Below are 23,928 nucleotides of genomic sequence, written 5' to 3' on the forward strand. Positions count from 1 at the left end.
CCACCGAGTGCTCGTGGCGCACGCCGTGTATCGTCTGGAACGACACGTTGATCGCCTGCACCAATCGCAGCGAGCTCCACAACAGGATCAGACCGGCGATGACGACCGCCCGTCGTCGGTCCGCGTCCTCGCCGACGATCGAATCCAACGAGGCGGCGAGCGCGCCGGCGTCGATCCCGGCCACGGCTCCGAAGAGGCCGACGGCGGGGCCGAGCCACCCGGCCGCCGAGCGCGCGACGGTCTGGACCTTCCGCGGCGACTGCCGGCTGGAGGAGGACGGGACCGGCGGAGACCGCGAGGTCCCGATCGAGGCGCTGCTCGCGGTGTGGGCGGCCGACGAGTACCTCCTCGCCGGCGGCGCGTACCCGGTCGTCGCCGACGCGTACCCGGAGGGTCGGGGTCCCGAAGACGCGCGCCGCGAGCTGTTGGGGATCGTTCGCGGTGTCCGCCCGCCGGCGGACAACGGGGATGAGGAGGACGGGGAGTAGCAGAAGCGAGGCGCGCTCCGGGTCAGCAGGCCGCGGCGCCGGCACCGGACTCGATCGGAGAGCCGCTGTCGCTGTACTCCGAGTCGTCGATCGCGCCGCCGAACATCGGGAGAGTGAGCTCGTACGCGTACAGCACGTCGAACGCCGCGAACGGGTCGACTCCGTTCGCGACCGCCTCACGCGCAGTGAGGCGGACCCCCGCGGCGAGCACCACGATCGGATCGCCGCCGAGCGCGCCGGCGGCTTCCAGCCCGATCTCGTTGCCGGCGGCGGGGTCGGTCAGCACGGAGAGGTGGACGACGGCGTCGATCGTCGCGCCCGTCTCCCCGATCGAGATCGGGTAGCCGTCGCCCGCGAAACACCGCGTGGGCGGCGTCGCGGCGTCGTCTGGTGTGCCGCCGTCCGAGGCGTCGCCTCCGGACGCGTCGCCGCCCGTTTGCGCCGCCCCGATACCGACGGCCGCTCCGCTCGCAGCGAGCGCCGAGACGAGGAGCAGCGCGGCCGCGACCGCCGCGATCCGGGTCATCGGGTGCCGGGTCATCAGTGCGGGGTACGACGGACGGACGTAAAACGCCGCGGCTCTCGGTATCCGATATGATACTTGGACTCGGGGAGGCTCACGTCGAGCCGAGGAGCCCCTCGACGAGCAGTTCCCCGGAGGCGACGTTGGTCGCCAGCGGGACGTCCTTCACGTCGCAGACGCGCAGCAGCGCGGAGATGTCCGGCTCGTGCGCCTGCGCCGTGAGCGGGTCGCGGAGGAAGACGACGCCGTCGATCGCCTCGTCGGCGATCATCCCGCCGATCTGGAGGTCGCCGCCGTACGGTCCCGACGCCTGCCGGTTCACGGCGAGGCCGGTCTCCTCGGCGATGCGTTTCCCGGTCGTCCCCGTCGTCACGAGCTCGCAGTCGTCGAGGGCCGCGGCGTGCTTTGTGACGAACTCCACCATCTCGTCTTTCAGCTCGTCGTGGGCGATGAGCGCGAGACGCATACCGTCCGTTCACGGGTATGGTATAAGTGTATACTGAAAAGCAGTATCTGTATTGATAGGTGGGCCGACGAACTCATACGACCCCCACCGAACAGGCGAGTATGATATCCGACTGCGTCGCCGGCGACGGGGTGATCGATGCGCGGTAGCGACGACCGCGGCGTCAGCACCGTGGTCGCGACGATTCTCATGGCCGCTATCGTCGTGATAATCGCGGCGAGTATCGGCGTCACAGTTTTCGATATCGGCAGCGCGCTCACGGAACCGCAGGAGCCGCGCGCGTTCGGTGACACCGAGGTGACGCTCGGACCCGAACACCGGGCGTGGGGCGGGTGGAACTCACGGGTCAGCGATCCGCCCCGAGGCGACGTCGACGTCGTCCGCATGGAGTACGTCGCCGGCCCGTCGTTCGAGGGCGACGAGGTGGGTTCGATACTCGTCCGCTGGGAGGGCGGTGACGGCGAGGGCGGACAGGTTCGCTTCCTGAACCCGAACCTGTTCGACGAGGACTCCGAACAGGAGTTTCACTCGCAGAACGTCGGTGAGTTCTGTACCGGCGATTTCGCGGTCGGCGACGCGTTGACCGTCCGGATGGTCCACAATCGGTACCAAGAGGACGGGGAGACTGGGGTCGACGGTCCGCCGTACGAGTACGTCGAATCGGGTCAGAACGACGTTGCCGGCGGCGCCGGCGACGAGCCGTTCTTCCGCGTCGAGAACAGGTACCCGATCGAGTTCAGCGGCGACCGTCCGATGGAGCCCGGCGACTCCGTCGAGATCCGCTTCATCGGCGTCGAGGAGGAGCAGCCCATCGCGCGTACGACGGCGGTCGCGACCGCGGCCACCGACGGACCGACCGAGCGGGACAAGCCCGGTTGCGACGCCTGACAGCCGCGTCCCCGACGCCCGCTCCACCGATGGCCGGCGTTACTTGAACCGGAACGTCTCCAGGTTCTTCGGCGCGAACGTCCGCATGTTGTAGTCGTGGTACAGCGCCGAGGAGAGGTCCTGCACGGAGCGCTCGTCGCCGTGGACGCACAGCACCTTCTCCGGCCGCGGGTTCATCGTCTTCACGAAGTTCTCTAACCCCTGCCGGTCGGCGTGGCCGGAGAAGCCGTCGACGACCTCGGTCCCCATCTCTAGGGTGAGCGTGTCGCCGCGGCTCCCGCCGCCCCAGCCGTCGACCGGGATCTCGTCCCAGCCGTTCTGGATCCGGCGGCCGAGCGTTCCCTGCGCTTGGTAGCCGACGAAGACGAGGTTCGAGTCCGGGTCGGGGCCGATGTGGCGGAGCCACGACATGATCGGCCCGCCCTCGATCATCCCGGAGGTGGAGATGACGATGCACTCGTCGCCGTCGGCGACCTCCTGTCGCTCGTCCTCGCCGGCGTCGATGTGGTTGAACTGCTCCGCGAGGAACGGGTTCTCGTCGTCGTGGAAGATCCGGTCGCGGAGGTCGTCGCGGAGGTATTCGGGGTAGGTCGTGTGGATCGCGGTCGCCTCCCAGATCATCCCGTCGAGGTGGACGGGCATCGTCGGGATCTCGCCCTTCCGCATCGCCTCCTCTAAGACGAGCATGATCTCCTGGGAGCGCCCCACGGCGAACGCGGGGATGACGACCTTCCCGCCCTGCTCGTACGTCTCGTTGATGACCTCCTTGAGCGCCTCCTCTGAGTCGGCCTGGTCGGTCTGGTAGTCGTCGCGGCCGCCGTAGGTTGACTCCAGCACGAGCGTCTCCACCCGCGGGAAGTCGTTGACCGCGCCGTTGAACAGGCGGGTGTCCTCGTAGTGGATGTCGCCCGAAAAGGCGACGTTGTAGAGCCCGTCGCCGATGTGGAAGTGCGTGACGGCGCTCCCGAGGATGTGGCCCGCGTTGTGGAAGGTGAGCTTCACGTCGGGCGCCACGTCGGTGACGTCACCGTACTCGAGCGGAATGGTGTGTTTGATCGCCTCGCGGACCTGCGCCGATTCGTACGGCGGCGTCCGCCCCTCCTTGGCGGCGACGTCGAGGTAGTCCAGCGTGAGCAGGCCCATCAGGTCGCGGGTCGGCTCGGTCGTGTAGATCGGGCCGTCGTAGCCGTACTTGTACAGGAGGGGGATCAGCGCCGAGTGGTCGAGGTGAGCGTGCGTGAGAACGACGGCGTCGAGCGTCGCCGCGCCGGCGCCGAGCGCCTCGGGGACCTGCAGGTACGGCACCTCGCCCTCCGCGCCGGGCTTGTCGCCGCAGTCGATGAGGATCCGGGTCTCGGGCGTCGAGAGGATGAACGCGGCGCGGCCGACCTCGCGACAGCAGCCGAGCGTCGTGATCCGGACCCACTCGTCGTCGGACATCTCCTCGCGGTGGATCTGGCGCCCGACGCGCTCGAGGATGTCGCGGCGCTCCTCGCGCTCGGTCTTCAGGAAGCCGCGCACGTTCGAGACGGTGGAGGACTCGATGGGCGGCGTCCGAACGACTTCTGGGGTCCAGCCGACCTCCTGGGTGATCTCCCGCAGCGTGGAGCCGCGTCGGCCGATCACCATCCCCGGCTTCTCCGCCTCGATGACGACCTCGCCGGTGTCCTCGTGGAAGTCGAGGTCGGTGACGCCGGCGTCGTCCGGGATCACCTCGCGGACCTCCTCCTCGGCGCGGGCCGGCGGAGAGAGGGCGCTGGGGTCCGGGCGGACCGTGATTCGTTTCCGGAGCTTGGAGGCGAGCCGGCGGATCAGGTCGCCGTCGCCGGCGAACCGCTTCGGGTCGCGGGTGTAGACGACCAGTTCCGGGCCCTCGTACTTGACGTCGGTGACCGTGATGTCGTTCGGAATCTCCTGTTCGATCTCTGATTTCAGTGTATCGAGCTGCTTGTCGACTTGACTCATATCTTACCGCGGGTAGTCGGGGTCGCCGCCGCCGTCGAACGCGTCCGCGCGCCGGTACGTGGCTCGTCGCCGAACGGTCGACCGTGACGGGGTAGGCATAGTGGTAGTACTGTCCGTAGGTGGTACCGTGCGGGAACAGCCAGCGAAAACCCGCTTAGGTGGACGTATACCCCCGTTATTATAAAACCCTTCGCAAAGGGCAAGCCCCTTGCCCGGCGGTGGCGTTCGAATCCCCATGCGCGTTACCCCCGAAACGGTCCGCGACGAGCGCGCGTGGGTCCGCGACCGCGCGCCGGTCGTCGTTCCCCTGATCAACGAGACCCGCGAGCGACTGGGGACGCTGTTCGAGACGGACGTCGCCCCGGTGAGCCGCGAGGCGTACCGCCGCGAGGTCGACGCCGTCTTCGCCGACGGCGAGGTCGCGGTCAACGTCGCCGGCTGCGTCGCGCTCCTCCGTGACCTCGACGTCGCCGACGACTACCCCGGCTTCGTCGTCGACGAGGCCCTCGGCCGCGAGCTCGCGGCGACGCTCGCCGGCGGCCGGCCGCTCTCGCTGCTCGGGCAGGCGACGTTCCACTTCGTCGACGTTCACGTCAGCGAGGACGAGACCGCGTCGGGCGACGACGCCGGCACCGCCGGCGCCGACGACCTCGACGCGGCGCTCGCCGCCGGCTTCCAGACGCGGCTCCCGGGCTGGGAGTGGCGGGAGGGAGAGAGCCCGTTCGCGGTCGCGCCGGGCCGCGACGAGTCGGGGACCGGCGGCCCGGAGCGGGGCGGCTGACGCTACGACGTGAATTTCAGGACGAACTCGTAGCCGCGGTCGAGCACCGCGTCCGGGAGGAAGCGCGCGAGGACGCCGACGCGGGCGGCGGTGCCCGGTTGCACGCGCGCGGGCGGTTGCGTCGCGCTCGCGACATCGTAGATCGCGCCGGCGACGACTTCCGGCTCGACCGCGCCGGGACCCCCGCCGCCGACGAGCTTCGCGTCCTCGAACAGCGCGTAGAACTCCTCGTAGGCGCCGGAGCGGTCGTCGTCGCCGTTCGACGCGCCGCTCCCGCCCGCGTCGTCTCCGTCGCCCTCGCCCCCGTCCGAACCGACGCCCGCCTCCGCCTGCGCGCGCTTCGAGAAGTTCGTCTTCACCGGTCCGGGCTCGACCACGACGACGTCGATCCCGTGCTCGGCGACCTCGTTGCGGAGCGCGTCGGACATCGCCTCGACCGCGAACTTCGAGCCGCTGTAGACGCCGCCCCCGGGGAACGAGACGCGCCCGGCGACCGAGGAGACGTTGACGATAGTCCCGTCGCGCTCGCGGCGCATCGCCGGCAACACCGCCTTCGTGAGCCGGTGCGGCCCGTACACGTTCACGTCGAACTGCTCGTGGACCGCCGCCGTCGACACGTCCTCGATCGGGCCGAACTGGCCGTACCCCGCGTTGTTGATCAGGGCGTCGATCGCGCCCTCCTCGTCGAGGATCCGGTCGACGACGCGGTCGACGTCGGACTGGTCGGTGACGTCCAGGGTGGCGAGCTCGCAGCCCGCCTCGCCGAGCGTCTCGATGTCGGCGGGGTTCCGCGCGGTCGCGTACACGGTCCACCCCTCGTCGTTGAACGCGTGCGCCGCGGCGCGGCCGATACCCGAGGAACAGCCGGTGATGAGTACCGTCTTCTGCACGCGTCGTCGGTCGGCCCCCGACGGCATAACTCTCCCGACCCGAGCGCCGGTCTCCCCCGCGACGCCCGGAGCAGGATTCGCGTCACAGCTCCTCGGTCCGGATCCCCATCGCCCGCGACGCGGGCGCGGTCCGCTCGAACCCCCACCGCTCGTAGAAGCCGTCGACGTCGGCGAGGAGGTCGACGTACGCGCCGTCCGGCGCGTTCGCGCGGAGCCACGCGACGAGCGCGTCCATCATCGCCGTTCCGATCCCTCGCCCCTGATGCGGCTCCGCGACGGCCGTATCCGAGAGGTGAAATATCGATCCGCCGTCCCCGACGATCCGCGCCATTCCGACCGCCGACCCGGTCTCGGTCTCGACGACGTGAACGCCGTGCGTCGTGTTCGGGAGCCCCCGTTCGACCGCCTCTCGCGACCGGTCGCTCATCTCGGCCTCCCGCCGGAGCCGCCGGAACGCGTCGACCGACGGCGTCGTCTCTCGCAGCTCGTAGCCGGCCGGGAGCGCGTGGCCGTCCCGTCCCGGATCCGGCCCGTCGGACTCGACCGCGTGGTCGTCGCTCATGGGTCCCCGTTCGCGCCTCGAAAAATGGACGTTTCGACCCGGGGCGACCCGACCTTACTCCTCGTCGGCGTCGCCGGCGTCGTCGGCGTCGTCCTCGTCCTCCTCGCTCTCGAGCAGGTCCCGCTCGTCGAGGATCGATTCGATCTCCTCGTTCGACCGCTCGGTGTAGCCGTCGTCGTCGTCGACGGTGATCGTGGCGACGCCGACGCCGTCGGGCGCCAGTTCGCCGTCGTTCGACTGCGCGAGGGTGTCGAGCGCGAGCCCGACCGCCTCGTCGGTGGAGATACCCTCCTCGTACTCCTCCTCTAGGTAGTCGCGGAGGTCGCTCCGGTCGGAACCGATCGAGAGCGCCTGCCACTCGTAGGGGGTGCCGGAGGGGTCGGTCTCGAAGAGTCGCGGCTCGCCGTTCTCGATCCCACCGACGATCAGCGCGACGCCGAAGGGGCGCGCGCCGCCGATCTGCGTGTACTGCTGGATGTGGTCGGTGATGTTCTTCGTCAGCGTCTCGATGCCGACCGGCTCGCCGTAGCGCAGGCGGTTCACCTGCGCCTGCCGGCGCGCGAAGTCGATGAGTTGGCGGGCGTCGGCGACGTGACCGGCGCTCGCGACGCCGACGTGGTCGTCGGCCTTGTGGAGCTTCTCGATGCTCTCCGGCTCCATCAGCGGGGAGCGGGCGCGCTTGTCGGCTGCGAGGACGACGCCGTCCTCGGCGCGGACGCCGACGCTTGCCGTCCCGCGTTTCACCGCCTCCCGGGCGTACTCGACCTGGTAGAGCCTGCCGTCGGGAGAGAAGATGGTGATTCCTCGGTCGTACGCCTGCTGTTGGGATTGGCCCTGCATGATATCACTCGATGTCGAACGCCGCCGCGCCGACGTAACCCGACCCGACCCACACGTCGCACGCGTCCTCGCGCACGACTGCGGGTCGCTCGGCGTCCCCGAACGCGACGTCTCGCTGTGTTGAATTAGCGCCCGCGCGACGCATATATCTTTCCTCACAGGCACGCACCGTCCCCGAGATCCCACGGACGTGGATCCCGACCGGGTCGCCGTCGACCTCGCTCACGCAGGCGATCGCCGCGCGCGCCTCGGCGACGTGGCCGTGCCGGACTTTGACCACCGCTTCCCCGGTCCCGTCACCGTGCATGAACGAGAGCAGGGTCAGGTCGGCGTCGGCGCTCCCCGCGTCGCCGATCAGGTTGCCGGCGGCGTACCAGAGCGCGCGCTGGAACGCGCGGCGCCCGAGGTCGGCGTCGGGCCACGTCTCGATCCCGACCGCGAGGTACCGCCACCGCGGCCGGAGGTGCTTCGGGAGGTGTTTCACGGTGTGGTCACCCGGAGCGCTCGGCCCCGGGCTCGCCGTCGCTCCGGTCGCCGAGCCGCTCCGCGACGATCACGGCGACTTGGTCGTGGACGCGCTCGACCGCGGTCACCGCGAACCCCTCGGCGGTGAACGCCTCGACGAGGGTGCCGACGGTGGCGGGGTCGTCGACTTCGGGACCGTAGAACGGCGCCTCCGGGTCGGGCCCCTCGAAGAACGCCACGTCGCCGAGGACGATCCGGCGGGCCCCCGTCGCGGCCATCTCGCGGATCGCCTCGCGCTTCTCGTCGTCGCCGAGGTGGTGGAGCGCGAAGTTCGAGGTGACGATATCGATCCGCTGACCGGGGTCGACCTCGGGCTCGCGGAACTCGCCGTACGCGAACTCGACGTTGGCGAGGCCGCGCTCCTCCGCCTTGCGTCTCCCCTCGTCCATCATCCCCTCGCTGATGTCGCGGGCGAGCACCCGCTCCGCGTCGGGCGCGAGCGCCAGCGAGATGGCGCCCGTGCCCGCGCCCAAATCGAGGACGACGTCGTCCGGGTTCGGGTCGGCGTACTCGACGACGAGGCTCGCGCAGGCGTGGTACTCGTCGCTCTTCGAATCGTCGTACTCGGCCGCCTTCTCGGAGAAGCGCGCCGCGTGCTCCTCAACGCTCTTCTTCATACCTGCCACGTCGGACCCCCGGCTCTATGAAGGCCTCGGAGCGCCGCTCCCGGTTGCGCGCCGCGATAGCGCCCCACGCCCGGAGCCCGTCCCGTACCCACTCCGGGTCGAAGCCGACCGCCTCGGCGGCGGCGACCAGCTCTCGGGGCGCCCGGAGCGCGAGGTGGGACCGCGCGTTCGCGCTGACGACGTGGGGCGCGTCGTAGTAGGTCACGATCTCGCGGAGCTTCCGCAGGTCGGCGAGCGCCCGCACCCGCCTGCCGCCGCTGGAGCGGAGCAGCGGCCCGAGGTCGAACTCCACGTGGACCGCGTTGTCGCGGGCCGCCTTCGCGAGGACGTGGTTGACATCGCCCGGGCCGTCCATCGGACGCGCGAGCACGTCGACGCGGGGGTCCTCGACCGCGAACCGGTTGAGGCCGTCGTCGCCGCCCGCGAGGCAGACGACGGTGCGCTCGGAGCGGTAGTTTCCGACGGCGCCGGAGGCGCTCGTGGCGTCGGCGACGTCGATCTCGACCGCGTCGACGACGTCGACGCCGTACTCCTCGCGGAGGGCGGCCGCCGCCGGCGGTCCGTCGTCGGCTCCTCCCCGCTCGCTCTCTCCGCCCTCGCCGGCCGGCGCGAGCGCGTCCCGCGTGCGGACGACGACCCCGTCGTAGCCGTACCGCGCCGCGGTGGCGGCGTGGCGGGCGACGGTCGCGTCGCCGTCGGGGTGGGCGTGGACGGCCTCGTACATGCCCGCCCGTTTCGGCTCCGCCGGTATCGTCGTTGCGCTTTCCGCGCCGGGCGCCGCGCCCCGGCCGGGTTACCCGTCTCCGGTCGACTCCTCCGTCTCCCACTCCCGCCTCGGGTCCTCGCCGGTGAACCACGTCGCGATCCCGTCCGGTTCCGCCTCGCGGTGGGCCCGTCGCCGACTCCACTCCACCGTCGCCTTCGCGATCGTGATCGGCAGGAGGTACGGGAGAACGACCGCCTCGACGCCGACCGCGTCGACGGTCGCGTCGATCAGGCCGGGGGCGACGAACCCTTCGACCGCGACGAGTCCGGCGGTGACGGTGACCGCGGTCACCACCCCGATGACGAAGTAGAAGAAGACGACGCGCTGCGCCGCCTCGACGACCATGTACGGCGACCGCTCCTCGTAGGCGCGCTCGGCAAGGAACTCCCGGTGCACCTCCGCGACCTGCGCGCCGCAGATCCCGAGCGTCGCCAGCCCGACGGTCGGCGTGAGATAATCGAGCGCGTCCCATCCGACCCCGAGCAGCGGGAACAGGAGGAACCCGAAGACCCCCAGCGACCGGACGACGACGCCCGCGTTTCGGCGGTACACCGGCGGAAGCCACGAGGCGACGCGTATCGGTTCCGGATCGCTCTCCCAAACCTCGCCGCGCTCCGCGTCGTCGGAGTAGCCGACGATGTAGAACGACCGGTCCGCTAAGACGATCGGGCGCTCGGCGAACAGCGCGACGACGCTGTACGCGAGCACCATCACCGCCACTTCTATCCAGTAGACGGCGAGCAGTTCGCCGACGCGCCAGTCGAACGCGACGACGCCGACGAGCGGGAGGAGGTTCGTCGCGACCACGAGCCCGAGGGCCGCGCGGCCGGTCGGGTCCAGCGGGCGAGACGGGCCGAGACCGGAGTCGGGCGATCCGTCGGAGGGCATCGTTCGGTGTCGGGGGCGCGTCGGTATTAAAATCGGCTCTCTCGGGGCCCTTCGCGCCGTCGTCCGGGGGTATCGCCGTCCACGCCTCGCCCTCCGGGGGCCGCAGTCGCCCGCGGGCCCGACGCTCTTTTCATCGCCTCCGCGCAACCCCGACGCATGGCCGCCGACTTAGAGGAGAAGACGGACCGATACGAGCGCATGCTCGCCGACGCGCTGGCGGCCGCGGAGCCGCGACCGCCGGCCGACACGCCCCTCGGCGAGGCCGCGGCCGACGTGGCCGAGATGGCCGAGTCGTACCTCGAAGACGGACGTCACTTCCGCGGGGACGACGACCCGGTGAACGCGCTCGCATCGTACTCGTACGGCTACGGGTGGCTCGACGCCGGCGTCCGGCTCGGGCTGTTCGCCGTCCCCGACGACACAGAGCTGTTCACGACGTGAGCGGCGGCGCGGCTACGAATCCTCGAGCCGCGACCGCGCGGCGCCGTCGGCGTCGCCGAGAATCCGGATCGGCGCGCCGGTTTCGATCGCGCCGTCCTCGACGATCCTGGCGCGGAGCCCGCCCCGGTGGACGAGCGCGTCGCGGAGCCCCTCGCGTTCGAGTAGGGATTCGAGGTACGAGCACGGCTCGCAGAGCTCGACCCCCTCGCAGACAGCGTCGCCGACGCGGAACCGCGCCCCGACGAGGCGGTTGAGCCCGATGTCCCTGGTGGTGAGGTTGCGCCGGTGCTCGTCCGGGCCGACGGCGATCCCGTAGTCGCGCTCGACGGCGTCGAGCGTCTCGCCCTCGATCAGCGACAGCTCGCGGCTCACGTCGCGCGCCGACCGCGAGTAGGTCCCGCTGTCGAGGAAGTACCGGTCGCCGCGCAGTCCCCGCCCCGAAACCGCCTCGACGCTGTCTCGCTCCTCCATGGGCGCGCCCGACTCGGGAGCGACGTGAATCGCCTCGATCCGTCCGGTCATGACGCGTCAGACGACCACGACCGACAAAGCGGTTGCGGGGCGTCGCGGCGGCCTCGGGCCCGCCGACGGCCGCGGCCAGTCACCCGCTCCGCTCGCGCAGCTCGGCCAACAGCGCCGCCGTCCCGTCCATGTACCCATCGTCGAGGACGGTGTCGGCGGCGTCGCGGGCGGTCGCGTCCGCGTTGGCGACCGCGTACGACTCGCCGGCGACGGCGAACGTGGACGCGTCGTTCTCGCTGTCGCCGACCGCGGCGAACTCGTCGGGTGCGAGCCCGAGCGCGTCGGCGACGCGTTCGAGCGCCTGCCCCTTGCTCACGGCGGGCGACTTGACGTGGTACGCGTAGCCGGTGTCGACGACCTCGACGTCGCCGTCGGCCGCCGCGGCGACCTCGCGGAGCAGCGCCTCGTCGGCGTCGAGCGACAGCGCGACCTCCGTCTCCCGCCAGCGGTTCACCGTGTTGCCTGCGCCCCAGCCGACCTCCCCGCCGCGCTCGCGGAACGCCTCCACGACGGCCCGCGGGGCCGTCGGGTCGCCGAGCACGGTCGTTTCGCCGTCCGCGTACGCGATCCCGCCGTTCTCGGCGATCACGAGCTCGGGTCGGCCGAGGAAGTGCGCCAGCGCGACCGGATAGGGGAACGCCTTCCCGGTCGCGAAGACGACCGGCGCGTCCCAGCCGGGCAACAGTTCGAAGACGCGGGGGTCGATCCGACCGCTCGGCGTCGTCAGCGTCCCGTCGATGTCCAGCGCGAGGGGCGGCGCCATACCCGCGGTCGGGAGGCCGGGCGCAACTGTCTTGCGTTCTTTCGGCGGCGCCCGTTCGCGGGCGTCGATAAAGAGGGGTCCGCGGCCGTCGGCCGCGGCGGCTTGGTCTATGACGGCGGGTCAGGCCGGCCACGACGGCCGGTCGAACAGCTCTCGGAACACGAGCGTCGGGAACCGCGGGATGAGCCGACTCGGCGGGCGGCCCTTCCCGTGGCTCTGGCTGACCGTCACCCGGTCGAGCAGCCCCGCGTCCGCCAGCTCGTACAGCACTCGGCGCACGGTGGACGCCGAGAGGTCGACCGCGGGCCGCGAGGCGATCGTCTCCGTGGCCGCGCTCACCGAGGCCCGGTCGTCCTCCGGCAGGCTGACTAGCTCGTACAGCAGCCGCCGTCGGCTCTCGGAAAGGGCGAGCACGCGGCCCAGCGCGACGCCGGGCTTCGGCACCTCCTCGATCCCCGCGTCGAGGTCGGTCGGCCGGATCGTGGAGGCGCCCGCGCGCTCCGCGCTGATCGCGGCGCCGGCGATCGCGGCGAGCGCGTCGTGGGCGTCGCCGTCGGCCCACTCGCTGACCTCGCGGATCTGGTCGTGGCTGATCGCGTCGCGACCGAGCCCGGTCGAACACCGGCTCGTCAGCAGCTCGACGAGCACGTGGCGCCGGTACGGTTCGAAGGCGACCGACTCGTCGGGCTCCCACTCGATCGCGTCGGGCGGGTCCCGACCGAGGCAGACCGGCGAGATGTGCCCGCCGATGTCCGAGAGCCAGTCGACGACGGTCGTCGCGTCCGGCGTCTCCGGCTCGTTGGTGTGGTCGACCGCGACGACGATATCCGGACCGGTGCGGACGCCCTCCCGCAGTTTGTCCGCGAGCTCGTCGGTGCCGATCCCGTGTTCCGGGACCGGGTCGTCGCCGATCGTCGAGAGGACGTCGTGGTAGAGCCGGAACCGGGTCGAGCCGCGGCGGGCGTCGACGTACACGAACCCCGGGAGAGTGGGTTCGACCGCCCTCGTCGTCGTCTGGATCGCCCGCCGCGGGCCGCTGTGGGACGCGAGGCGGTCGAACAGCGCGGAGACGACGGCGGACTTCCCGCTCCCCTTCGGGCCGTGCACGTAGGCGCTCGGCGGGAGCGTCCCGGAGAACGCCGGGCTGAAGACGTCGAGCAGGCGCTCGAACACCGGCCCCCGACCGGTGGGCGAGTCCACGTGTGAGACGGGGGAGACGGCGTCGAGGTCGACGAGGACGCCGGCCCCGGCGTCGTACCCCAGCCTGCGCTCGATCCGGTCGTCGATGTTCACGCTCGACCCTCCTGTGTGTCCGAATAAAACAGGCACGAAGCGCGGCGCTCGGTCCGACCGGCTCGCCGCCGCGACCTCACCAGCCGTCGGGCTTGTACCGGTTTATAAGGAGCGTCGAGGCGACGAACACGGCGGCCGCGACCGCGCCGACGATCGCGCCGGCGACGACGCGCGCCCCGACCGGTCCCTCCGCGGTCGCCGCCACCACGAGAGTGACGATTCCGGCGACCACGAGCATGTTTCGACCGTCGCGCCTCTCGAGTCCCAGCGTCTCCGCGTTCATATCGGCCCCTCTCGCCCGGCGACGTTAAATCCACCTCGAACGCCGTCGCCGGCCGGCGGTCGCGGCCGAGAACGGCACCGGCGACGACAACGGCGACGCGATCGCTCCCGCCGCCGTCCACAATCTTAACACCCCCGGCCGCCTCCCGCGGAGTATGTCCGAACCAGAGTTCGACGAGTCGGTCGTCAAGGCCGACAAGCGGAGCAAGGCGGTCGCGCTGATCGTCGCGATCGCCGCGTTCCTCGTCGTCCGCGAGCTCGTCGTCGACGTCCAGTTCGCCTCTATCGTCGCCGCGACCGCCGGCGTCGGCGTCCGGCTGTACGTCCCGTATCACGCGAGCGTTCGGGTCCCGGAGTCGGACCGGAAGTCGCTCAGCGACCACCCGACGGTCGGGGCGTACCACCACGGCGCCGCCGGAATCGGGCTGGTGGTGCTGTCCGTCATCGCCGTCGCCGCGTTCGCGTTCACTCAAGGGTTCGTTACCTCGGTTGGTGTCGGGATCATCGCTGGTGTCGTTGCGTACGTGGTTCTTTCTTCGACGCTTCCGGCGGGATAAAAGCCGGAAGGCGACGCTTAGGTTCCCGGCACCCAGATGGAGCCGAGGACGCCGAGGATCGCCAGGACCGCGAGGATCGACGACGAGATGAAGATCGCCGCGGCCGGCGGGTCCACGTGAGTGTCACCGTGCGCGTAGAAGACGCGCTGGAAGGCCTCACCGATCACGGCGCCGAGGAGGCCGAACCCGGCCCCCGCGACCAGTCCGACCGTGCCGCTGAAGCCCGCTCCCGTGAACGCCGCCCACGCCGTCGCGCCCGGTAGCGTCATGTGGTGAGTGACCGGGATCCGGTCGACGCCGAGGTTCAGGAACAGCAGCGTCGCCGCGCTGATACCGAACCCGAGGAACACGTTCCCGGTCTGGATCGCGGCGTAGGAGGCCGCCAGTCCGGCGGCCGCACCGATCGCCGCGACGTGCGACCACTTGTACATGTTCGGCAGCCACGGCTCGACCGCGAGGCGGTCCTCGCTGGACTTGTCGCCGTCGCCGGGGACCTCATTCGGATCGCGCATCTCCTCGCGTTCGAACGGTCCCATGTCGAAGTAGCCGCTCGCCTTGCTGCTGACGTTGCCGATCACCGAGTAGCCGAACACCGCCCGGTGGACCAGCGCGCTGGCGACGACGGTGAACGCGATCGGGTCCGTCGGGATCGCCAGGTTCCGCAGCGTCTGTTCGAGCACGATGCCGAACACACCGAACGCCGCACCGACCGCGAGGATGTCAGGTCGACTCCCGAGCGCGAAGCCGATGTCCTTCGCGTTGTGGTAGTCGAAGCCGGACTCCATCGCGCCGTTCTTCGCCGCGTACGCCGACGCCGCCGCACCGCCGGCGAAGGAGATGTGCGGCCCGAAGACGGGACCGAACCCGACGCCGACGCCCGACCCCATGGCGGCGTCACCGCCCCACACGCCGGCGATGACGAGGAAGCCGGTGAAGATGAACGCCGGGAGCGCACCGAGCGCGGCGCCGAACGCCCCGCCGGCGGCCGCGCCGAGCCAGATGGTCGGGTCGAGCAGGATGTCGAGCACCGCGCCGATCGAACCGGCGCTCCACTGTGCGAGCACCCCGCCGGACTGCGCGAGCAGGTCGCCGGACGCGAGCAACGCCGAAGCCTCGGCGCTCATCTACTCGTCCTCCTCGTCGTCCTGTGCCCAATTGAGGGAGCGCTCGACCGCGTCGTCCCAGCGATCGTACAGCTTGTCGACCTCTTCCTGCTCCCTCTCCGGCGAGAAGTCGCGGTCGATATGCCAGTTATCGCGGAGCTCGTCGACGGTCTCCCAGTAGCCGACGGCGAGGCCGGCGGCGTACGCCGAGCCGAGCGCCGTGGTCTCGTCGACCTCCGGCCGGACGATGTCCGTCTGGATGATGTCGGCCTGCAGCTGACAGAGGAAGTTGTTCTTGACCGCGCCGCCGTCGACGCGGAGGCTGGTCATCTCGACGCCCGAGTCGGCCTCCATCGCCTCCGCGAGGTCGCGGGTCTGGTAGGCGATGCTCTCCAGCGTCGCCCGGACGATGTGTTCCTTGGTGGTGCCGCGAGTCATCCCGACGATGGTCCCGCGAGCCCGGCCGTCCCAGTGGGGGGCGCCGAGCCCGGTGAACGCCGGAACCATGTAGACGCCGTCGGTCGAGTCGACCGATCGGGCCAGCTCCGCGGTCTGTGCGGCGTTGTTGATCAGGTCGACGTCCTCGAGGAACTCGATCGCCGCGCCGGCGATGAAGATCGACCCCTCCAGCGCGTACTGTACCGGCTCGCCGGACATCTGGAAGCCGACCGTCGTGAGCAGCCCGTTGTCGGACGCGACGGCTTCCTCCCCGGTGTTCATCAGGTAGAACGCGCCGGTTCCGTAGGTGTTCTTCGCGTCGCCCTTGTCGAAGCAGGTCTGCCCGAAGAGCGCGGCCTGTTGGTCGCCGAGTGCGCCGGCGACGGGAACCGCCTCGCCGAGGAAGCCGTCCGCGTCCGTGTGGCCGTAGTAGTCCTCGTCGGAGGACGGTCGGACCTCGGGCACCATCTCACGCGGCACGTCGAACTCCTCGAGGAGCTCTTCGTCCCACTCCATGTCCCGGATGTTGTACAGCATGGTCCGGGAAGCGTTCGTGACGTCCGTGATGTGGTTGCCCGTCAGGTTGTAGATGAGCCACGCGTCGATCGTGCCCATCAGCAGCTCGCCGTCGCGGGCCCTGTCGCGGAGGTCTCGGCCGCGGGACGCGGACATCTTGAGCGGCTCCGCGTTGTCGAGGATCCATTCGGTCTTGGTCGCGGAGAAGTACGCGTCGCACTCCAGTCCGGTCTTCTCGCGGATCTCCTCGACCTTCCCGGCCTCCTGGATCTCCTCGACGCGGTCCGTCGTCCGCCGGTCCTGCCACACGAGGGCGTTGTGGACCGGCTTTCCGGAGTCTTTGTCCCACACGATCGTCGTCTCGCGCTGGTTGGTGATCCCGATCGCGTCGAGCTGGTCCGCCTCCAGCCCCGCGTCCGCGAGCCCGTCGAGGACGACCTGTTGGGTGTTCTCCCAGATCTCGATCGGGTCGTGCTCGACCCATCCGGGGTTCGGGTAAATCTGTTCGTGCTGTTCGTAAGCGTTCGTAACGACCTGGCCCTCGTGGTCGAACACCATGAATCGGGTGCCGGTCGTCCCTTGGTCTATCGCACCGACGTACTGTGTCATGTTTTGGATCCCTCCTGTGGCGCTGGTCCGCACGCGGCGACGCCGCCGATCCCGTCCCGGGCGCGTCCCGAGAGGGTCGCGTCCCGGCTCGGCCGGGATTCGGCTCCGTGAGGCGACCCCCGAGCGACCGCGTCCGACCCGCAGGCCGGACGCGCGGCCGCGTTTCGACGGGGGTCACCGCCGTCGCCGCGGTATATCTTCACGGAAGCTACCACGCCGTTCGTGAACATAATGTACTACCATAATAATCTAACTGTTAAAATCCGCTTTTGAGCGCGGTTCAAAAAGAGGATATATAAACAAACCGTTGGCGCTAACGCTTGCACTACTTGAAGGTCCCTGATAGTTATGCGAACCCGTAAAGAGGAGGTAAAGTAAAGTGGACGGGGTCCGAGCGGTCGGTTATGGACCATCAGGTGGACGTCGTGGTCGTCGGGGGCGGCTCGACCGGCTGCGGCGTCGTCAGGGACCTGGCGCGGCGGGGGCTCGACGCGGTGCTCGTCGAGAAGGGGAACCTGACGCACGGCACGACGGGACGGATGCACGGGCTCCTCCACAGCGGGGGTCGGTACGCGGTCTCCGACCAGAAGAGCGCGAGGGAGTGTATCGAGGAGAACCGGGTGCTCCGCGACATCGCGTCCCACTGCGTCGAGGAGACGGGGGGGATGTTCGTCAAGCGCCCCGAGGACTCCGAGGAGTACTTCCAGGAGAAGCTGGAGGGGTGCCGCGCGTGCGACATCCCCGTCGAGGTGCTGGACGGCGAGGAGGCCCGCCGCCGCGAGCCGTACCTCGCCCGCGACGTCGAGAAGGCGATCGCGCTCCCGGACGGCGCGGTCGACCCCTTCCGGCTCTGCGTCTCCAACGCGGCCGACGCCCGCGAGCACGGCGCGCGGGTCGAGACGCACGCCCCGGTGACCGACGTGCTCGTCGAGGACGGCGAGGTCGTCGGCGTCGAGATCGAACACGAGACCGGCCCCGGCAAGCGGGTCCACCGCGAGCCCGGGACGACCGAGGAGATCCGCGCGCGACACGTCGTCAACGCCACCGGCGCGTGGGCCGGCAACGTCGGCGAGATGGCGGGCGTCGACGTAGAGGTGCGCCCGTCGAAGGGCGTGATGACCGTGATGAACACCCGACAGGTCGACACCGTCATCAACCGGTGCCGACCGAAGGGCGACGCGGACATCGTCGTCCCGCACGAGACGGCCTGCATCCTCGGCACGACCGACGAGGAGGTCGACGACCCCGAGGACTACCCCGAGGAGGAGTGGGAGGTCGACCTGATGATCGAGACGCTCTCGGAGCTCGTGCCCGCGCTGAAGGACGCCCGCACGCTGCGGTCGTTCTGGGGGGTCCGCCCCCTCTACGAGCCACCGGGAACGGGCACCGAGGACCCGACCGACATCACGCGCGACTACTTCCTGCTCGACCACGGCGACCGCGACGACCTGCCGGGGATGACGACCATCGTCGGCGGGAAGCTCACCACCTACCGCATGATGGCCGAGTCCATCTCGGACCACGTCTGCGAGGTCCTCGGTCACGAGGCGACCTGCGACACCGCCGAGGCGCCGCTGCCCGGGTCGGAGAGCGACGCGCGGATGGAGGAGCTGATGGACGAGTTCGGGCTCCGCTCGCCGGTCGCCCGCCGTTCCGGGCAGCGGCTCGGGTCGCGCGCGGACGAGGTACTCGACGAGTACGACCCGAACCCGATCGTCTGCGAGTGCGAGGGCGTCACGCGCGCCGAGGTGCAGGACGCCATCGGCGAGGCGGGCAGCGACCTCAATGCGGTCCGGCTCCGCACCCGCGCCTCGATGGGGAACTGTCAGGGCGGCTTCTGCACCCACCGCATCGCCTCTGAGCTGGCGCGGGAGTACCCGGAGCCCGTCGTCCGCGACGCGGAGGACGAGCTGTACCAGGAGCGCTGGAAGGGCCAGCGCCACGCGCTGTGGGGGCGGCAGCTCTCGCAGGCGATGCTGAACCACCTGCTGCACGCGACGACGATGAACCGCGACGGCGACCCCGCGAACCTCGACGGCGAGGTCGACTTCGGCGCCTTCGACGCGGGCGCCGGGTCCGGCCCGGCGAGCGCCGACGCCGACGAGGGCGGCGACGCCGGGACCGCCGACGCCGACGAGGGCGGCGACGCCGGGACCGCCGCCACCGACGGGGGTCGCGCAGGTGACGACGCGACGACCGACGGGGGTCGCGCAGGTGACGACGCGACGACCGACGGAGGGCGCTGATGGCGATCGACAGCGACGTCCTCGTCGTCGGCGGCGGGCTGGCGGCGATCACGGCGGCGATTTCGGCGTCCCGCGAGGGTGCCGACGTGCGGCTCGTCTCCCACAAGTCGAGCACGCTCCGGCAGGCCTCCGGGCTGATCGACGCGCTCGGCTACGTCCCGGCGACGGAGCCGGCGCAGCCGCTCCGCGAGGGACCGCCGACAGCGGGCCGCGAGCTCGACCGCGACGAGTGGCCCGACCCCGAGGGACCCCTCGCCGACCCCTTCGAGGGGATCGACCGGCTCCCCGAGAGCCACCCCTACCGGGTCATCGGCGCGGACGCGCTCCGGGAGGGACTCGACCTGTTCGACGAGCTCGCCGGCGACGCGTACCGCGGGAGCCACACCGACCGTAACGCGCTCCTGCCGACGTTCGGCGGGAGCGTGAAGCCGACCGCGCGGTACCCGGCGGCCGCGGAGGCGGGGCTCGCGAGCGACGACCGGCCGGCGCTCATCGTGGGGTTCCGGTCGCTGACGGAGTACGACGCGCGGGCGTTCGCGGGCCGACTGGAGGCCGCCGGCGTCCCGTTCGACGTCGCCGGCGCGGAGGTGGAGTTCGCGGAGGCGTTCCGGGCCGACGCGAAGGTCACCCGGCTGGCGAAGGCGCTCGACCACGACGAGGAGATCGACGGCGTCCCCGCCCGCGAGGCGCTCGCGAAGGCGGTCGCCCCGCACCTCCACGACGTCGTCGACGAGGCGGGCGGCGTCGACCGCGTCGAGCGCGTCGGCTTCCCGGCGTTCCTCGGCGACGACCGCGGCGACGAGGTGCGCGCGGAGCTGGCCGACCGGCTCGGCGCCGACGTGTTCGAGATCCCGATGGGGCCGCCGAGCCTCCCGGGGCTCCGCCTGGAGGACACGCTCTACGACGCGCTCGACGCCGAGGGCGTCCGGTTCGAGACCGGCAACCCAGTCGCCGGGATCGAGACCGAGGCGGACGGCCGGATCGAGACGGTCGCCGTCGATCGGAAGGGGAGGGAGACGCCGTACGGCGCCGACGCCTTCGTGCTCGCGACCGGCGGGCTCGTCGGGAAGGGGCTCGACTCGGACCGCGAGGGCGTCCGCGAGCCCGTCTTCGACCTGCACGTCGAGCAGCCCGACGACCGCTACGAGTGGTTCGTCGACGACGCGTTCGGCGACCAGCCGTACGCGCGGTTCGGCGTGCGCCCCGACGAGCGCGGGCGCCCGCTCGACGGGGACGGCGAGGCACAGTACGCGAACGTCTTCGCGGCCGGCGGCGTCGTCGGCGGCGCGGACGCGGCGCGGGAGAAGTCCGCGAGCGGGGTGTCGCTCGCGACCGGCCTCGTGGCCGGGCGGCAGGCGGCGACGGAGGCGACCCAATGACACGAGACACACCGGACGACACGGGGGCGACGGACGGAACGGGGGGAGAGCGCGGCGACGGGAGCGAGCCGCGGGCCAGTCCCGGCGTCCCGGAGGCGGGCCGCGACGAACAGCCGTCGATCTTCGTCCCCGACGACGGGGAGCGGGCCGGCGGGAGCGAGGCCGACGAGAGCGAGGCCGACGAGAGACCAGCCACCGACGGCGGCGTCGAGAGCGCGACCGGCGGCTCCGACTCGGCGGAGCTCGACCCGGACGCGTACGACCCGGTCGACGTGTTCCCCGGCGGCGACCTCGACCTCCGCGAGGGGGCCGACTCCTGCTACAAATGCACGAGCTGCGACACCTCCTGCCCGGTCGCCGAAGTCGACGACGAGTTCCCGGGGCCGAAGTTCCAAGGGCCCGAGCAGTGGCGCCTCAAGCGCAAGGACGACCACGACATCGACGAGTCGATCACCTCCTGTTCGAACTGCATGCGCTGCGACGACGCGTGCCCCTCTTCGGTGCCGCTCTCGCAGATGCACAACGAGGCGCGCGGCCAGTTCGTCGAAGAGCAGATGGAGAAGCTGTCGGTCGAGTACGTCCGCAACCGGATCTTAGCGAACTACCGGACCTCGGCGCGGCTGGCGAGCGTCTTCCCGCGCACCGCGTCGTTCGCGATGAACTTCGGGCCGGTCCGCTGGGCGATGGAGAAGACGCTCGGCATCCCGAAGGAGCGCGACTTCCCCGAGTTCGCCACGGAGACGTTCCGCGAGTGGTGGAAGGCTCGCGGCGGCGCGCAGGTGGAGGACCCGGACAAGCGCGTGGCCTACTTCCACGGCTGCTACTCCAACTACAACACGCCCGAGGTCGGCAAGGCGATGGTCCGGGTGTACGAGCACTTCGGCTACGAGGTGATGGTCCCCCCGCAGAAGTGCTCCGGCACCCCGATGTTCGCGAACGGGATGCTGAAAGACGCCCGCCGGCACGCGGAGACGAACGTCGAGAGCCTGATCGACGCCATCGGCGAGGGCGCGGACGTGATCGCCTCCTGTACCTCCTGCTCGATGTCGCTCCGGCAGGAGTACCCGGAGCTGTTCGACATCCACGGGATCGAGGACGTCTCCGAGCACACCTACGAGGCGCTGGAGTACCTCCGGATCCACGAGGACCTGGAGGGCGAGCTCGCGGGCAGTGAGCTCGCGGACGATCGGTCGTACGCCTACCACGCGCCGTGTCACGCCCGCAATCAGGGGCTCGCCCGGCAGGCCGTCGAGACGTTCCGCGACGTCGACGGCGTGAACATGGAGGACGTCGGCGACTCCTGTTCCGGTATCTCGGGGACGTACGGCTGGAAGGAGGAGAAGTACGAGAAGTCGATGAAGATCGGCGAGGAGATGTTCGAACACATGGAGGACGCCGAGGGCGACGTGGGGATGACCGAGTGCCCCACCTGCGCCATGCAGATGGAACACGGGACGGGGTACGAGATCAAACACCCGCTGCAGCTGCTCGAAGAGACCGTCGGCGCCTGAGCGAGAGGCACTGAGCGGGAGGCGATCCGACCGCTCCCGCGGTCGGTCGGTTCGCCTCGGAACACCGTCGGTTCGCCTCGGAACACCGTCGGTTCGCCTCGGAACACCGTCGGTTCGACGCCCGGTCAGCTCGGCGACGCGTCCGTTTCTCAGACCGGATAAGCGCGGACAAACGTTTAATGAGCGGAGTTCCCGAGACGGCCTACGTGACGCTCGAACAGCTCCTCGATCGATACGACGACGTCGAGCGATCCATCGTGGTCGTCAACCGTACCGACCCCGACCCCGTTCTCAACATGCTCACGGACACGTTCGGCGACGCGGTGCAGGTGGCGGACCGGAGCCTCGCGGGCGACGGGGGCACCGGGTCCGACCGGACCGAGACCCGATCCGACCATCCCGGCGCGCGATCCGACGGACCCGCTGATGCGAGCGGGGCGGGGCTCTCCGCCGAGCGGCTGACGATGCGATCCCCGGACGCGGACAAGAGGCCGGTGATCGACGTCGACGCGCTCCGGCGGAACGACGCCGTCCCGTTCGACGGCGACGACCCCGGCGGAGTGGAGAACCTCGCGCTGCTCGTCGAGGGCGACGAGGTCGTCGCCGGCTCGACGCTCGGCGAGCTCGGCGACGCGGTGTTGTTCGTGAACTCGGACTTGTACGTCACCGGGAGCCGAACGCTGGAGGATGTCGACCTCCCGTCGGTGATAAGCGGCCTCGAAGACACGACGTTCACCCTTCGGGGCTACCCCGAGTCGAACCGCCAGAAGCTCCTCCTCATCACCATCTCCCGGTTCATCGAACGCGCCGCCTGGGTGGCCGGCGACGGGACGCTGCGGTCGTCGTTCCAGCGCCTCTCGCGGATCGAAGACGAGGTCGGTACCCGCGAGGTGTACGAGAGCGTGGTCGACGCCGGCGTCGACACCCACCTGTACGGCGTGCCGGACGACCTCCCTCGCGGCCTCGACGCGGTGGTCCACGGCGGCGACAGCCGGGACTTCACCCACAGCTGGTTCGTCGTGTACCGACCGCCCGGGGGACCCACCTCGGTCGACGGCGGCGCGGGATCGGACCTCGATCGCGGCATGGACGGCGGCGTTGGCCTCCTCGCCGTCGAGGCGGAACCGCGGGTCTGGCGCGGGATGTGGACGTTCGACGAGGGGCGCGTCCGCGCGATGAACCGGTACATCGAGCGGAACCTGTAGGGACGGCGAGCGAAATCCGTAACGAGAAATCGGAGCCGGATTTACGCGTCTCGGCCTGAATCCAACCCGTGAGTTCATATTCTCCCAGCGGTGACAGGATATCATGTTCACGGAGCGGTCCGACCTCGTCGGCGACGACGACCCGATGCGCGGGTACGGCGTCACGGTGACGCCGGGACGGGACGGACCGCTCGTCTTCGTCGCTGGCTACGGCGAACCGAACCGACTGTACGCCCGCGAAGGCGACCGGTTCGTCGATACGGCCTGCGGCATCGTCGCCGACGGGACCCGCCACGGGATGGGCGTCTGCGCGGCCGACCTCGACGCCGACGGCTGCGAGGAGGTGTACGTCCACAACTGCACCAAGGGCGTCGACGGCGGCGGCGACCCCGACCTCCTCTTGAGCCGGCTCGAATCCGACGGCTTCCGCTGGACGGACGTGTTCGCGCTCGACGTGAACGCCGACCGCCTCGACGTGCGCGCCGGCCGGTCCGTCGCCGCGCTCGACCGCCTCGGGACCGGCCGGTACGGGGTCGCCGTCTCCGGGTACGCCGCCCCGCTCGCGTTCTACGAGCTCGGCGACGACGGCGGCTGTCGGTCCCTGCTCGCGGTCCCGCACTGCTCCGGGGAGGGCGATCTGTTCGCGGGCGTCGAGCGCGGCCCGAACCGGCTGTTCCGCAACGAGAACGGCCACTACGACCCGACCGGCGGCGGCGCGCTGGCCGACCCCGCGGGCGACACCCGCGGCGCCTCCCTCGTCGACGAGGGCGGGACGTTCGCCTTCGCCGTCGGCAACGAGGACGGGCCGAACCGCCTCCTCCGTCACGGATCCGGCGGCGAGTTCGAGGACGTCGC

24 protein-coding genes and 2 pseudogenes are annotated in these 23,928 nt (G+C 70.7%); 10 read left to right on the top strand and 16 right to left on the bottom strand.

From position 1 onward, the window contains the following. Positions 1 to 488: pseudogene (locus tag DJ73_RS20535) on the top strand (hypothetical protein); the annotation flags it as partial. A 22-nt stretch (positions 489 to 510) separates the two neighbouring features. Here the strand turns inward: DJ73_RS20535 and DJ73_RS18920 are convergent. Beyond that, positions 511 to 1,029, bottom strand: coding sequence for a hypothetical protein (locus tag DJ73_RS18920; protein WP_094558755.1), 519 nt, complete (start codon positions 1,027 to 1,029; stop codon positions 511 to 513). Positions 1,030 to 1,105: 76 nt separating this feature from the next. Then, a complete protein-coding gene (locus DJ73_RS18925; protein ID WP_094528246.1) occupies positions 1,106 to 1,477 on the bottom strand; it encodes a methylglyoxal synthase in 372 nt (123 codons plus the stop codon). Positions 1,478 to 1,615: 138 nt separating this feature from the next. On the opposite strand from DJ73_RS18925, the gene DJ73_RS18930 reads away from it, so the two are divergent. Beyond that, the gene (locus DJ73_RS18930; RefSeq protein ID WP_170938214.1) at positions 1,616 to 2,365 is read left to right on the top strand and encodes a type IV pilin; all 750 of its coding nucleotides are present in this window, start codon (positions 1,616 to 1,618) and stop codon (positions 2,363 to 2,365) included. 39 nt (positions 2,366 to 2,404) lie between these two features. Here DJ73_RS18930 and DJ73_RS18935 read toward each other — a convergent pair whose 3' ends face one another. Further along, positions 2,405 to 4,330 carry a beta-CASP ribonuclease aCPSF1 gene (locus DJ73_RS18935; RefSeq protein ID WP_094522256.1) on the bottom strand — a complete coding sequence of 642 codons (1,926 nt, stop codon included), beginning with the start codon at positions 4,328 to 4,330 and terminating at the stop codon, positions 2,405 to 2,407. A gap of 235 nt (positions 4,331 to 4,565) precedes the next feature. On the opposite strand from DJ73_RS18935, the gene DJ73_RS18940 reads away from it, so the two are divergent. After that, complete coding sequence (locus tag DJ73_RS18940) at positions 4,566 to 5,111, top strand: hypothetical protein (protein WP_094522257.1); 546 nt, start codon at positions 4,566 to 4,568, stop codon at positions 5,109 to 5,111. A gap of 2 nt (positions 5,112 to 5,113) precedes the next feature. Here DJ73_RS18940 and DJ73_RS18945 read toward each other — a convergent pair whose 3' ends face one another. The 7 genes from DJ73_RS18945 to DJ73_RS18975 all read right to left on the bottom strand — a co-directional run bounded on the left by DJ73_RS18945 (position 5,114) and on the right by DJ73_RS18975 (position 10,208). After that, positions 5,114 to 6,028: an SDR family oxidoreductase gene (locus DJ73_RS18945; protein WP_094522258.1), complete on the bottom strand. Its 915-nt coding sequence runs from the start codon at positions 6,026 to 6,028 to the stop codon at positions 5,114 to 5,116. Between the two features lie 55 nt (positions 6,029 to 6,083). After that, positions 6,084 to 6,563, bottom strand: coding sequence for a GNAT family N-acetyltransferase (locus DJ73_RS18950; protein ID WP_094528238.1), 480 nt, complete (start codon positions 6,561 to 6,563; stop codon positions 6,084 to 6,086). A 54-nt stretch (positions 6,564 to 6,617) separates the two neighbouring features. Then, positions 6,618 to 7,403, bottom strand: coding sequence for an archaeal proteasome endopeptidase complex subunit alpha (gene psmA / locus DJ73_RS18955; RefSeq protein ID WP_094522260.1), 786 nt, complete (start codon positions 7,401 to 7,403; stop codon positions 6,618 to 6,620). 4 nt (positions 7,404 to 7,407) lie between these two features. Beyond that, positions 7,408 to 7,887, bottom strand: coding sequence for an Rpp14/Pop5 family protein (locus DJ73_RS18960; protein ID WP_094522261.1), 480 nt, complete (start codon positions 7,885 to 7,887; stop codon positions 7,408 to 7,410). 7 nt (positions 7,888 to 7,894) lie between these two features. Next, positions 7,895 to 8,545 carry a class I SAM-dependent methyltransferase gene (locus tag DJ73_RS18965; protein ID WP_094522262.1) on the bottom strand — a complete coding sequence of 217 codons (651 nt, stop codon included), beginning with the start codon at positions 8,543 to 8,545 and terminating at the stop codon, positions 7,895 to 7,897. Continuing rightward, on the bottom strand, positions 8,529 to 9,278 hold the full coding sequence (locus DJ73_RS18970; RefSeq protein ID WP_094522263.1) for an RNase P subunit p30 family protein: 750 nt from the start codon (positions 9,276 to 9,278) through the stop codon (positions 8,529 to 8,531). The genes DJ73_RS18965 and DJ73_RS18970 overlap by 17 nt, the downstream gene beginning before the upstream one ends. Before the next feature lie 69 nt (positions 9,279 to 9,347). Next, complete coding sequence (locus tag DJ73_RS18975) at positions 9,348 to 10,208, bottom strand: DUF6498-containing protein (RefSeq protein WP_094522264.1); 861 nt, start codon at positions 10,206 to 10,208, stop codon at positions 9,348 to 9,350. A 156-nt stretch (positions 10,209 to 10,364) separates the two neighbouring features. On the opposite strand from DJ73_RS18975, the gene DJ73_RS18980 reads away from it, so the two are divergent. After that, positions 10,365 to 10,649, top strand: coding sequence for a DUF357 domain-containing protein (locus tag DJ73_RS18980; RefSeq protein ID WP_094522265.1), 285 nt, complete (start codon positions 10,365 to 10,367; stop codon positions 10,647 to 10,649). 12 nt (positions 10,650 to 10,661) lie between these two features. Here DJ73_RS18980 and DJ73_RS18985 read toward each other — a convergent pair whose 3' ends face one another. The 4 genes from DJ73_RS18985 to DJ73_RS19000 all read right to left on the bottom strand — a co-directional run bounded on the left by DJ73_RS18985 (position 10,662) and on the right by DJ73_RS19000 (position 13,510). After that, entirely contained in the window at positions 10,662 to 11,171 is a 510-nt protein-coding gene (locus DJ73_RS18985) for an MOSC domain-containing protein (protein WP_094522266.1), read from the bottom strand. Between the two features lie 79 nt (positions 11,172 to 11,250). Next, positions 11,251 to 11,934: an HAD-IIB family hydrolase gene (locus DJ73_RS18990; RefSeq protein WP_094522267.1), complete on the bottom strand. Its 684-nt coding sequence runs from the start codon at positions 11,932 to 11,934 to the stop codon at positions 11,251 to 11,253. Positions 11,935 to 12,054: 120 nt separating this feature from the next. Further along, positions 12,055 to 13,227 (bottom strand): Cdc6/Cdc18 family protein, encoded by a 1,173-nt coding sequence (locus DJ73_RS18995; protein WP_094522268.1) that lies wholly within the window; start codon positions 13,225 to 13,227, stop codon positions 12,055 to 12,057. A 76-nt stretch (positions 13,228 to 13,303) separates the two neighbouring features. Next, the gene (locus tag DJ73_RS19000) at positions 13,304 to 13,510 is read right to left on the bottom strand and encodes a hypothetical protein (RefSeq protein WP_094522269.1); all 207 of its coding nucleotides are present in this window, start codon (positions 13,508 to 13,510) and stop codon (positions 13,304 to 13,306) included. Between the two features lie 154 nt (positions 13,511 to 13,664). Between DJ73_RS19000 and DJ73_RS19005 the strand changes: the two genes are divergently transcribed. After that, entirely contained in the window at positions 13,665 to 14,066 is a 402-nt protein-coding gene (locus DJ73_RS19005) for a hypothetical protein (protein ID WP_094558756.1), read from the top strand. Between the two features lie 17 nt (positions 14,067 to 14,083). On the opposite strand, the gene DJ73_RS19010 is transcribed toward DJ73_RS19005, so the two are convergent. Next, positions 14,084 to 15,190: a hypothetical protein gene (locus tag DJ73_RS19010; protein WP_094522271.1), complete on the bottom strand. Its 1,107-nt coding sequence runs from the start codon at positions 15,188 to 15,190 to the stop codon at positions 14,084 to 14,086. After that, positions 15,191 to 16,732 carry a glycerol kinase GlpK gene (gene glpK, locus DJ73_RS19015; protein ID WP_094558757.1) on the bottom strand — a complete coding sequence of 514 codons (1,542 nt, stop codon included), beginning with the start codon at positions 16,730 to 16,732 and terminating at the stop codon, positions 15,191 to 15,193. 404 nt (positions 16,733 to 17,136) lie between these two features. Here glpK and glpA point away from each other — a divergent pair, with 404 nt between their 5' ends. The 5 genes and pseudogenes from glpA to DJ73_RS19040 all read left to right on the top strand — a co-directional run. Then, entirely contained in the window at positions 17,137 to 18,978 is a 1,842-nt protein-coding gene (gene glpA / locus DJ73_RS19020; RefSeq protein WP_094558758.1) for an anaerobic glycerol-3-phosphate dehydrogenase subunit GlpA, read from the top strand. Beyond that, entirely contained in the window at positions 18,978 to 20,357 is a 1,380-nt protein-coding gene (glpB, locus tag DJ73_RS19025) for a glycerol-3-phosphate dehydrogenase subunit GlpB (RefSeq protein WP_094522274.1), read from the top strand. The genes glpA and glpB overlap by 1 nt, the downstream gene beginning before the upstream one ends. Continuing rightward, positions 20,354 to 21,868: an anaerobic glycerol-3-phosphate dehydrogenase subunit C gene (locus tag DJ73_RS19030; RefSeq protein WP_094558759.1), complete on the top strand. Its 1,515-nt coding sequence runs from the start codon at positions 20,354 to 20,356 to the stop codon at positions 21,866 to 21,868. The genes glpB and DJ73_RS19030 overlap by 4 nt, the downstream gene beginning before the upstream one ends. Before the next feature lie 206 nt (positions 21,869 to 22,074). Further along, positions 22,075 to 23,073 (top strand): hypothetical protein, encoded by a 999-nt coding sequence (locus DJ73_RS19035; protein ID WP_094558760.1) that lies wholly within the window; start codon positions 22,075 to 22,077, stop codon positions 23,071 to 23,073. A gap of 103 nt (positions 23,074 to 23,176) precedes the next feature. Beyond that, a pseudogene (locus tag DJ73_RS19040) lies at positions 23,177 to 23,928 on the top strand (CRTAC1 family protein); the annotation flags it as partial.

It is taken from the genome of Halorubrum sp. Ea1 (assembly GCF_002252965.1).
Classification (GTDB): Archaea; Halobacteriota; Halobacteria; order Halobacteriales; family Haloferacaceae; genus Halorubrum.

Bases quoted from the DNA above. Each gene is read 5' to 3' on its own strand.
- DJ73_RS18920 (WP_094558755.1), bottom strand. From the start codon at position 1,029: ATGACCCGGCACCCGATGACCCGGATCGCGGCGGTCGCGGCCGCGCTG.
- DJ73_RS18925 (WP_094528246.1), bottom strand. From the start codon at position 1,477: ATGCGTCTCGCGCTCATCGCCCACGACGAGCTGAAAGACGAGATGGTG.
- DJ73_RS18930 (WP_170938214.1), top strand. From the start codon at position 1,616: ATGCGCGGTAGCGACGACCGCGGCGTCAGCACCGTGGTCGCGACGATT.
- DJ73_RS18935 (WP_094522256.1), bottom strand. From the start codon at position 4,330: ATGAGTCAAGTCGACAAGCAGCTCGATACACTGAAATCAGAGATCGAA.
- DJ73_RS18940 (WP_094522257.1), top strand. From the start codon at position 4,566: ATGCGCGTTACCCCCGAAACGGTCCGCGACGAGCGCGCGTGGGTCCGC.
- DJ73_RS18945 (WP_094522258.1), bottom strand. From the start codon at position 6,028: ATGCCGTCGGGGGCCGACCGACGACGCGTGCAGAAGACGGTACTCATC.
- DJ73_RS18950 (WP_094528238.1), bottom strand. From the start codon at position 6,563: ATGAGCGACGACCACGCGGTCGAGTCCGACGGGCCGGATCCGGGACGG.
- psmA (WP_094522260.1), bottom strand. From the start codon at position 7,403: ATGCAGGGCCAATCCCAACAGCAGGCGTACGACCGAGGAATCACCATC.
- DJ73_RS18965 (WP_094522262.1), bottom strand. From the start codon at position 8,545: ATGAAGAAGAGCGTTGAGGAGCACGCGGCGCGCTTCTCCGAGAAGGCG.
- DJ73_RS18970 (WP_094522263.1), bottom strand. From the start codon at position 9,278: ATGTACGAGGCCGTCCACGCCCACCCCGACGGCGACGCGACCGTCGCC.
- DJ73_RS18975 (WP_094522264.1), bottom strand. From the start codon at position 10,208: ATGCCCTCCGACGGATCGCCCGACTCCGGTCTCGGCCCGTCTCGCCCG.
- DJ73_RS18980 (WP_094522265.1), top strand. From the start codon at position 10,365: ATGGCCGCCGACTTAGAGGAGAAGACGGACCGATACGAGCGCATGCTC.
- DJ73_RS18985 (WP_094522266.1), bottom strand. From the start codon at position 11,171: ATGACCGGACGGATCGAGGCGATTCACGTCGCTCCCGAGTCGGGCGCG.
- DJ73_RS18990 (WP_094522267.1), bottom strand. From the start codon at position 11,934: ATGGCGCCGCCCCTCGCGCTGGACATCGACGGGACGCTGACGACGCCG.
- DJ73_RS19000 (WP_094522269.1), bottom strand. From the start codon at position 13,510: ATGAACGCGGAGACGCTGGGACTCGAGAGGCGCGACGGTCGAAACATG.
- DJ73_RS19005 (WP_094558756.1), top strand. From the start codon at position 13,665: ATGTCCGAACCAGAGTTCGACGAGTCGGTCGTCAAGGCCGACAAGCGG.
- DJ73_RS19010 (WP_094522271.1), bottom strand. From the start codon at position 15,190: ATGAGCGCCGAGGCTTCGGCGTTGCTCGCGTCCGGCGACCTGCTCGCG.
- glpK (WP_094558757.1), bottom strand. From the start codon at position 16,732: ATGACACAGTACGTCGGTGCGATAGACCAAGGGACGACCGGCACCCGA.
- glpA (WP_094558758.1), top strand. From the start codon at position 17,137: ATGGACCATCAGGTGGACGTCGTGGTCGTCGGGGGCGGCTCGACCGGC.
- glpB (WP_094522274.1), top strand. From the start codon at position 18,978: ATGGCGATCGACAGCGACGTCCTCGTCGTCGGCGGCGGGCTGGCGGCG.
- DJ73_RS19030 (WP_094558759.1), top strand. From the start codon at position 20,354: ATGACACGAGACACACCGGACGACACGGGGGCGACGGACGGAACGGGG.